Consider the following 9,906-nt stretch of genomic DNA (forward strand, 5'->3'; position numbering starts at 1 on the left):
TGTTGATCGCGACGTGCCGATTGAACTCACCGCTAAGCGCATCGCTTGGGGAAAATTTTTGAATGCTGGGCAAGCCTGTATTGCCCCCGACTATGTGTTAGTGCATGAGGAGATCAAGTCTGCATTTTTAACAGCTCTTCAGTCCGCCATTCAGGAGTTTTTTGGGGATGACCCAGCCCAAAGCCCCGATTTAGGGCGAATTGTTAACGATCGCCAGTTCGATCGCCTTATCCGCCTGCTAGAGGGGCAACCTATCCTTGTCGGCGGCCAAACTGATCGGGCAACCCGGTACATTGCCCCAACCATTCTTAGCCCGGTGGATTGGGATGCACCAATTATGCAAGATGAAATCTTTGGGCCATTGTTACCCGTGCTGACCTATCGAGATATTCATGACGCGATCGCCGCCATCAACGCCCGTCCCAAACCCCTAGCACTTTACCTCTTCACCCGCAATCAAGCACTTCAAACCCTAGTGCTATCTGCTACCTCCTCTGGTGGAGTCTGTCTCAATGATGTGTTCTTACAAGCAGCCATCTGGGAGCTACCCTTTGGTGGTGTCGGCAATAGTGGCACTGGTGCGTATCATGGAAAACATAGCTTCGAGACCTTTTCTCACCTCAAGGCCGTGCTGAAAAAGCCATTTTGGATTGATTTAGATTGGCGTTACCCCCCCTATGCCAGCAAACTCAAGTTCTTCAAACGAGTCATTGGCCTAGGCTAACTGTAACCATTACACCAGTACAGACATCTTCACTAAGCTGTTTCGCTAGGCTGTTGCACCAACCTGTGCATTGCTGTCGTGGCTCGCAATAAAGATTTGATAAAGACCCAGCTAGGGCTGTTTCCTCTCACCAAGAAACTCCATATTATTACAAGTAGCCCTTGTTAGGGTTTCATGACGTACCGTGTTGTGATCCGTTGATTTGCGCTTGAAAACCACCTATCGAAGGGCAAACACCGATTTCACTAACGATTATGACTATCTTCCGCACCCTAGTAATGATGACGGCAACCGTCCTTCTAAGCTGCACTATTGCAGACATTAAGGTGGCGCAAGCTGGCTCGCTCTATAAGCTGACTTTCTACGACACAACCAACGCAGTCGTGGGTGAAGGTTCCTTTGAAACTAGTGATACCCCCTACGAGGCAACCATAACCTCAGAGTTGATGTTCCCCACGATTACTATCACAGCAGCCGATCAGCTATATGTTGTGACTAATTTTCTGGCAACAGTTCATGGTGCCTCTTGGGATTTGACCAATACCCGCCATAACGATGTCTTGCTGTGGACAGGTAACAGTCTAACGCAACCAAAGACGTTAGGTCTTGAGGGGCGTTCGCCCATATACAGTATGTTTGACCAGTGGTGGTTTTATAAGGGATTTAGATCCACCATGTTCCATTCTCAGTTTTCAATTTGGGCTGGTGATCCGCAGGATGGTGATATGACGTGGCTGCAAGCTTCAGCAGAAGCTACACCAGGCTATTGGGTTAGTAGTGGTCGTGTAACGGCTACGGCAATTCCAGAGCCGATGACGATCGCAGGTCTAGCCTTAGCTGGCATCGGACTGGCAGCCACCCGTCGGCGGTTAGCCATGGCCCAAAAGCAACCATCACTGTTCTAGTGCTAGTAATACTCGTCTAGTTCCAGTAGGGTATTAAGAAGCACATTGGCACCCTGGGTGCATTGCTCAGGGGATGTGTACTCAGCTTCGGCGTGGCTGAGGCCAGCTTTACTCGGCACAAAGATCATCCCCATATCCGTAAAAGTGGCTATTTCTTGGGCATCATGGCTGGCACGACTGGGGAGGTGGGTGTATATCAAGCCAAGGGATTTGCAGGCTTGCACGATCGCCCGTTGAATGTGATCGGCAGCAGGGGCAGGCTCAGTTCTCAGCACAGGTTGAATCTCAATGTGAGTTTTGGTCTGGGCAGCAATCTCCTTCGTTTGCTGCATGATTTTCTCCACTAGGCTGTCTAGGTGAAAGGCCGACAAATCTCGGATGTCTAGGCTCATGCTCACCCGGCCAGGCACCACATTGGCAGCATTGGGAAACACATTCACCATGCCGACAGTTGCCACCTGTTGCCCAGGAACACTAGCTGCCTCATTCACTAGCAGAATGATCTTAGCCGCAGCCACCAGTGCATCTTGGCGCATATACATGGGTGTAGTGCCTGCGTGGTTAGCTTGGCCTATGATCGTAATCTGATAGCGCCGTTGCCCTACAATACCCTTCACTACCCCAATCTGGCTGTTCATACTTTCCAAGATTGGCCCTTGCTCAACGTGCAGTTCCAAAAAAGCAGCGATGTCTCGCCGACTGCGTGCAGCACTGGCAATCTTGTCCCAATCTCCACCCACCCGTTTCAGGCAAGTACGAATGTCTTCACCATCAGGACGACGATAGTAGCCGGGGTCATTGATCACGTGCCCTGCCATTGCCTTGCTACCAATCATGCTCCCCTCTTCGTCAGTAAAGGCTATCAGTTCTAGGGGATGGCGCAAGCGCACTTGACGCTCATGCAACACACGCACAACTTCCAGACCAGCCAAAACACCAAACGCTCCGTCATAGCGGCCACCTGTGGGCACTGTGTCGATATGGGAGCCTGTCGCTAGGGCAGGTAATGTTGGATCATGCCCTGCATAGGTGCCAATGATATTGCCAGCCGCATCAATACGCACAGACATACCTGCGTCAGCCATCCATGCCTGTAGTCGCTGACGCGCAATTAAATCTTCAGGGCTATAGGCAATGCGGCGCACACCGCCATCGGCCAATTTGCCAATATCTGCAAGCTCATCAATGCTGAGACTGAGCCGATCGCTGTTAACCAACAGGCGTGAACGAAGACTAGTAGTAATCATCTGGAGGGAGCTACACGTAGAGAAATAGGTACCGTTCGTACCATCTTAAGCTAGGCTGATATCATTAATGTGTTCCTAATGCACGTTTCTTAGATCACTTTGCGACTTTTAGGGAACCTTGTTGTCGGTTGGCCAAATGGATACCTAGGTGTGTTAAAACCGTTGGTTAGTGTGTGACTGAATGTAGATGACAAACAAGGGATTGGTATTGTGGTTCACAGGACTGAGCGGTGCAGGCAAGACAACGATCGCTACGGCTGTGGAACAAGAGTTGAGTCAGCGGGGTTGTGCGGTGGAGTTGCTAGATGGCGATGTGGTCAGAACTCATTTGTCAAAAGGGTTGGGCTTTAGCAAAGAAGACCGTGATACCAACATTCGGCGCATTGGGTTCGTAGCTAGTCTGTTGTGCAAACATGGTGTGATTGCGATCGCTGCTGCTATTAGCCCTTATCGAGCCACCCGCCAAGAAGTTCGCCAGATGGCGCGTCAGTTTGTTGAAGTGTACGTAGCTGCTCCCTTGGCTGTTTGTGAGCAGCGCGACGTAAAAGGGCTGTATGCCAAGGCTAGAGCGGGCAAAATTCAAAACTTCACTGGCATTGACGATCCCTATGAAGAGCCATTGGCACCAGAAATTGTTTGCCATACGGAACAGGAATCCATTCAAGAGAGTGTGACGCGGGTGATTACCTATCTAGAAGAGCATGGGTATGTTTCATCCCTCATGTCTGAGTTGCAAGCTGTACGAGGAGCTTAGCCCATGCCAGCCTCAAACCTGCTCAAGCCGATCGTGCTCCGTCTGCACCGACTCTTGTCATCTCGCCGCGACAACTTATCGGTCAGCGCCAAGGTGATTACCCGTATTCAACCCACGAAAGGCTGGGGATCGCTGAACTTACATGAACTGTGGGACTATCGAGACCTGATTTATTTCTTACTGTGGCGAGAAGTCAAGGGACGGTATCGCCAAATGGCACTAGGGCCGTTATGGATCATTTTGCAGCCCCTATTGATGGTGCTGATTAATACGGTGATTTTTGGCATCATTGCCCGCCTGCCCTCTGATAACCTGCCCTATCCAGTATTCAACTATGCTGGGGTCTTGCCATGGAGCTTTTTTGCCGCTGCTGTATCCCGATCTACTAACAGCCTAGTAACTGAACAACATCTCATTTCCAAGGTTTACTTTCCTCGGCTGGTCATTCCCATTGTGGGTGTCTTAGCTGGCTTAGTGGATCTAGCGGCTGGGTTTGGTGTGTTGCTCCTGATCATGGCGTGCTTTGGCATCTTCCCCAAGGTAACCATTCTGCTTGTCCCTGGTTTTTTAATCTTAGAAGCAGCTACAGCCTTAGGAATTGGCCTGTGGTTAGCCTCTCTAACAGTGAAGTTTCGAGATGTGGGGTTTGGGGTCAACTATCTGTTGCAATTGTGGATGTATACTACACCGATCGTATATGCCGTCAGCCTAGTCCCAGAGCGATTTCGGTTTTGGTATTACCTGAACCCGATGACAACTGTCATTCAGGGCTTTCGCTGGGCATTGCTGGGGGTTGAAGCACCACCACTAGTGCCTACCTTGGTTTCAACGTGCTTAGTCATGATTTTCCTGGTCACTGGGGCACTGATGTTTAAGCGGACTGAGCGCACTATTGTAGATATCGTTTAATCAGGAATCGTCCGATCGCCAAAGTCATCACCGAATAAACTCCGAGGCTACAAGCATAGAGCCAATACCTGCGTCAGTAAAGATTTCTAGCAGCAAGGCGTGGGGAATGCGTCCATCTAAGATGTGGGCTGCCTTTACCCCCTGGGCTAGGGAGCGTACACAGCAGTTTACCTTAGGAATCATGCCACCAGAGACCACATTGGTTTCAATCAAGCGGCGGGCTTCTTGAATATCCAGCTTGGGAATTAGTGTGCTGGGGTCTTTGTAATCGCGTAAGATGCCAGCCGTATCGGTCAATAAAATCAGCTTTTCAGCGCCTAGGGCAGCCGCTAGCTCGCCTGCAACGGTGTCGGCATTAATGTTGTAGGCTTGTCCAGTTTCATCTGCAGCCACACTGGACACGATCGGAATGTAGCCACTGTTAATCAATGACGACAGCAAACTGACATCTACAGAGGTCACTTCACCCACAAAGCCAATCCCCTCTTTGCCTTCAGGCCGCGCCTTAATCAGGTTGCCATCCTTACCACAGAGACCAACCGCCTTACCCCCTGCCTGGTTAATCAGCGCCACTAGTTCCTTATTGACACGGCCTACCAGCACCATTTCCACCACATCCATGGTGGGAGCATCAGTCACTCGCAGCCCATCTTTGAATTGGGGTTCAATATTGAGCTTCGCAAGCCAAGTGTTGATTTCAGGGCCGCCGCCATGCACTACCACTGGGCGCAATCCAACACAGGACATAAACACAATGTCGCGGACGACCTTGTCTTTCAAGTTGCTATCTTTCATGGCAGCACCACCGTACTTGACTACGATCGTCCGCCCAGCAAACTGTTGAATGTAGGGCAGGGCTTCACTGAGAACACGGACGCGGGTAGCCTCAGCTCGTTGAAAATATTCACTCTCGTGGGACATATAAACTCTAGTCAGGATAAAGATTTAGGTGGCACTGGCAATCAAAGCTGGCATTGTTGTATCACATCTGTTGTGCTGCCGTGATCGCATCCTGAACAATTTTAGGATTACCTAAGGGCTGATTCTTTGGGAAAATGGGTAACACTGTTCAACCGAGAAAAAATCCTTGAAGCGCCGATCCACCTACTGGCAACTGTTGCCCTTTGTCAAACCCCACAGCCGCAAAATTTTAGAGGCACTGGCCTGCACGATCGGCTATATTGCCTTTTGGCCCCTGATTGCTTGGGTAGTGGGTGAAGTCGTAGACTCCATTGGCAAGGGTAACGTCCCCAAGCTAGGACAATTGGTGGGAGTCACCGCTGTGATTTTCCTCGTGCGGGGTTTCTTGCAATATGGACAGATTGCTTGGATGGCGCAGGCAGGACTAGCTGTAGCTCTTGATTTGCGGAACCGTGTCTATACCCACTTGCAGACCCTCAACCTCAGCTATTTTGAAAGTGCCCGCACTGGCGACCTATGCTATCGGCTAACAGAAGATGTTGATCGGGTAGGAGAAGTAATCAACCGTGTATTTCACCAGTTTGTGCCCAGCATTTTGCAACTGGTGGTTGTCATTGGTTACATGATCTACGTCAATTGGCAACTGACGATCGCCACCTTCCTGATTGCACCACTGGTGGCTGGGTTAGTGGGCTGGTTTGGGGAAAAGTTGTTAGCCTCCTCCCGCCGCAGCCAAAGTGAAGTATCCAATTTGTCATCTCTGCTGACGGAGGTATTCAGTGGCATTCGCCTAGTACGTGCCTTTGCCGCCGAAGATTACGAGCTTGACCGTTTCCGCCATGAGGCCGAGCGCAATCGTCATGCCAAATATGTAGCCGAACGATTGAAGGCGATTCAATATCCTGTGATTGGGTTTCTAGAAGCAATGGCTATTGCCTGTGTGTTTCTGTTGGGGGGATGGCAAATTTCCCAGGGAAATCTAGCCCCCAAGGCGTTTGCCAGTTACCTAGCAGCCGTGGCTATGCTGATTGACCCGATCGCCATGACCACAAACAACTACAACGAGTTCAAACAAGGTGAAGCATCGGTTGATCGTCTATTCGAGCTGCTAGCCATTCAACCCTCGGTAGTGGAAAAGCCGGACGCGATCGAGTTGCCTCCTGTTACAGGTAAAGTTGAGTATCGCCAGGTCAGCTTCGCCTATCCACCTCTGCAACCCATCTCCGTGAATCCGCAACTGCGAGAAACCAACAACACTGTTTCCACCTATGAACCGACCATCGTCATTAACAACCTGAATTTGCTAGTGCATCCAGGGGAAATGATTGCCCTAGTAGGGTCATCGGGCGCAGGTAAGACCACCCTAGTAAACCTATTGCCCCGCTTCTACGATCCCCAAGAGGGAGAGATTTTGTTGGATGGCATTAACATTCGCAACGTTACCCTGCGCAGTCTCCGCCGCCAGATTGGCATCGTACCCCAGGAAACGATTCTGTTTTCGGGAACAATCGCCCAAAACATTGCCTTTGGACAGGCTACCTTCGACATGGGTGCAGTTATCGAGGCGGCGAAAATTGCCAATGCCCACCAATTTATCAGTCAGTTCAGTGAAGGCTACTACACATGGGTGGGGGAACGCGGGGTCAATCTGTCTGGTGGTCAACGCCAGCGCTTGGCGATCGCCCGGGCTGTATTGCTCAATCCACGCATCCTAATTTTGGATGAAGCCACCTCTGCCTTAGATTCTGAGTCCGAGGCGCTGGTACAAGAAGCTCTAGAGCGCTTGATGCGCGATCGCACTGTGTTTATCATTGCCCATCGCTTAGCTACTGTGCGTAAGGCCAATCGCATCCTAGTGCTAGAGCAGGGTCAAATTGTAGAATCTGGTACCCATGATGAATTATTGACCAGAGGCGATCGCTATGCTCGCTTCTATGCCCAGCAATTTAGCTCCTAGCAGTTAGCTTATAGAAGCTAATAGCAGTTAGTTCACAAGCTTCAACACCAGATAAAACACCAGATAATTGGTATGACAACAGGTAACCCTAGGAACAACAACGCCAGTGAATTTGATCGTGCCATGATCCAGCGTTGTCTGCACCTGGCACGGCAGGCATTAGGACAGACAGCGCCCAATCCCCTAGTGGGGGCTGTGGTGGTTCAAGCTGGAGTGATCGTCGGCGAAGGCTTTCATCCGGGAGCGGGTCAACCCCATGCTGAGGTGTTCGCCCTGCGGCAAGCGGGCGATCGTGCTCAGGGTGCAACCCTCTATGTCAACCTAGAACCCTGCAACCACTATGGGCGTACCCCTCCCTGCACCGATGCCATCATTGCTGCTGGCATCAGCCAGGTAGTTGTAGGAATGGTGGATCCTAATCCCCTAGTAGCGGGAAGTGGCATTGCTCGCTTGCGAGCAGCAGGGATCAGCGTCGTGGTTGGAGTTGAGGAATCAGACTGTCAGCGCTTAAATGAAGCCTTTACCCATCGCATCCGTTATCATGCCCCCTTTGGCATTTTGAAATATGCCATGACCCTAGACGGCAAGATTGCCACTAGCAGCGGTCACAGTGCTTGGGTCACTAGTTCCACAGCCCGCAAAGAAGTACACCACCTGCGAGCAGCTTGCGATGCAGTAATTGTGGGGGGCAATACCGTGCGCCAAGATAATCCGTTGCTAACCACCCATGGCGTATCACAGCACAATCCCCTGCGAGTGGTGATGAGTCGAAGTCTTAACCTGCCCATGCAAGCGCAACTGTGGGATCAACGTCCAGCTAAGACGTTAGTGGTGACGACATCAACTGCAGATCTTCAGATGTCTGCCTATCTAGAACATCGGGGGGTAGAAGTAATCAGGTTGCCTAGTCTAACGCCAGCGGTAGTTATGGAACTTTTGTATGATCGTGGACTCCTCTCAGTCCTGTGGGAATGTGGTGGCACCCTTGCTGCCCAAGCGATAACAGACAGAGCTGTCCAAAAGGTGATGGCTTTTATTGCCCCTAAATTGATTGGCGGACAGAGCGCACCGTCACCGATCGCTGATCTAGGATTAGCCTGCATGACCGATGCCCTGGTTCTAGAACGGGTGCAGTGGCGATCTGTAGGTACCGACTTACTCGTAGAAGGCTACCTTACTGCTGCTTCCCCAGCACCACCCACTGACGAATTGCCTCCTCTGTCCATAACCAATTTTGTCCCAATGCCTGCTGCTGAAAATTAATCGGATCCTGAGCAATCACGGCTTGATAGCCCTTGACCGCCTGGGCTAACAATTGCTCTCGTTCAGCCGGGGGCTTACCCTCAGCAGCCGCCGCAAAGGCCAACGCAATACCTGCCGATGCTGTCAAGGCATCAGCATTTTTAGCAACCACTGACTGAGATGGTGATGTCTTGGAGGTGGCTAGTTCTATGGCAGTTGACCACTGCTCTTGGGCGGCAGGCAAACGACCCTCCGCGTAGTACGCAAACCCCAAGGCATTGCGATAGAGGGCTGATTTAGGATCCTGTCTTACGGCAGTTTCCCACGATCGTCGCACATCGTCCAGGCTGTAGGGAACGTTTTCGGGCTGTTGGAGATATTGCCATGCCAATCGCCCTCGCAAAAAGCTAATGTAGGCATCTCCGGTCTGATTAGTGGGCACAGCAGCTAACACCTCTGCTGCTTCTTTCAGAGCTACTCGATCTAGCAACTCTTCCATCGCTTGCCCCCCTGCGGTTAGGTCGCCCTGGTTAAACCGAGTAATCGCAATGGCCATTAGGTTGGGGGTTCTAATTGCCTTAAGATTGACTCGATCGCCAGTCAGTGGCTGCGTCAACACCGGACTGTTGGGCAAGGTCTGGCTGGATTGCGGCCTCCATTGCGCAAGCGTCCACAACCCCCAGACAATACCCCCACCGATCGCAATGCCACCCAGTAACCCCAAGGCAATGTTGCCTGCACGATTCCTAGGTATTGCCTCTGTCTTGGTTGGCGTAGTTGAAACCATCAACTTGGACGTTGTCATTGGTTCTGGGGTGGATTCGCGAGCTGTAGCCTTAGATGTGCTTTCATCCAGACTGCCTTGGCGATTGACGACACCCTGCCCCTCCATCGGTACTCCCACTGACGCTATGACATGGGGCAACGGCTGCACAGAAGATTCCCCCGAACGAGACTTCAGCACGGTTGCATCTTCAGGCAACAGATTTTCACTGCGTACATCATGCTCGACTGGCTCAGACTCCTGCAATCCTGGCTGCGATAGCTGTTGAATCAACTCCGATAGGGCTTCAGTATCATTTTCAGATGCAGAATGATGCTCATGTTCCCAGTCGTCAACCAGCTTAGAGAGTTGCTGCGAGGCTTGGTTAGAAGCAGCGATCGCCGTTGGCCTTGCTGTATCGCCAACAGTAGGTTGGCTGGATTGAGTATTAGCTGTAGCCATCTGCGGGGTAGGCACTCCACCA

Annotated in this window: 9 protein-coding genes; 6 read left to right on the forward strand and 3 right to left on the reverse strand. The window is 51.3% G+C overall.

Annotated elements, in window-relative coordinates:
• Both NZ772_07380 and NZ772_07385 read left to right on the forward strand, forming a co-directional pair.
• Positions 1–724 (forward strand): aldehyde dehydrogenase family protein (locus NZ772_07380; GenBank protein MCS6813378.1); only part of this gene is annotated, 724 nt, incomplete at its 5' end.
• Positions 725–978: 254 nt separating this feature from the next.
• Positions 979–1,629 (forward strand): PEP-CTERM sorting domain-containing protein, encoded by a 651-nt coding sequence (locus NZ772_07385; GenBank protein MCS6813379.1) that lies wholly within the window; start codon positions 979–981, stop codon positions 1,627–1,629.
• 2 nt (positions 1,630–1,631) lie between these two features.
• Here the strand turns inward: NZ772_07385 and NZ772_07390 are convergent, their stop codons facing one another.
• Positions 1,632–2,876, reverse strand: coding sequence for a Zn-dependent hydrolase (locus NZ772_07390; GenBank protein MCS6813380.1), 1,245 nt, complete (start codon positions 2,874–2,876; stop codon positions 1,632–1,634).
• A 187-nt stretch (positions 2,877–3,063) separates the two neighbouring features.
• Between NZ772_07390 and cysC the strand changes: the two genes are divergently transcribed.
• Positions 3,064–3,630, forward strand: a complete 567-nt coding sequence (gene cysC, locus NZ772_07395; GenBank protein ID MCS6813381.1) for an adenylyl-sulfate kinase — start codon at positions 3,064–3,066, stop codon at positions 3,628–3,630.
• Between the two features lie 3 nt (positions 3,631–3,633).
• Complete coding sequence (locus NZ772_07400; protein MCS6813382.1) at positions 3,634–4,539, forward strand: ABC transporter permease; 906 nt, start codon at positions 3,634–3,636, stop codon at positions 4,537–4,539.
• Between the two features lie 27 nt (positions 4,540–4,566).
• Here NZ772_07400 and argB read toward each other — a convergent pair whose 3' ends face one another.
• Complete coding sequence (argB, locus tag NZ772_07405; protein ID MCS6813383.1) at positions 4,567–5,460, reverse strand: acetylglutamate kinase; 894 nt, start codon at positions 5,458–5,460, stop codon at positions 4,567–4,569.
• Between the two features lie 166 nt (positions 5,461–5,626).
• On the opposite strand from argB, the gene NZ772_07410 reads away from it, so the two are divergent.
• Positions 5,627–7,417: an ABC transporter ATP-binding protein/permease gene (locus tag NZ772_07410; GenBank protein ID MCS6813384.1), complete on the forward strand. Its 1,791-nt coding sequence runs from the start codon at positions 5,627–5,629 to the stop codon at positions 7,415–7,417.
• Between the two features lie 72 nt (positions 7,418–7,489).
• Positions 7,490–8,680, forward strand: coding sequence for a bifunctional diaminohydroxyphosphoribosylaminopyrimidine deaminase/5-amino-6-(5-phosphoribosylamino)uracil reductase RibD (gene ribD / locus NZ772_07415; protein MCS6813385.1), 1,191 nt, complete (start codon positions 7,490–7,492; stop codon positions 8,678–8,680).
• Here the strand turns inward: ribD and NZ772_07420 are convergent.
• The coding region (locus tag NZ772_07420) for a hypothetical protein (GenBank protein MCS6813386.1) at positions 8,592–9,906 on the reverse strand (1,315 nt) is incomplete at its 5' end. The two genes, ribD and NZ772_07420, sit on opposite strands and share 89 nt — an antisense overlap.

Source organism: Cyanobacteriota bacterium, from assembly GCA_025054735.1.
Taxonomy (GTDB): domain Bacteria; phylum Cyanobacteriota; class Cyanobacteriia; order SKYG9; family SKYG9; genus SKYG9.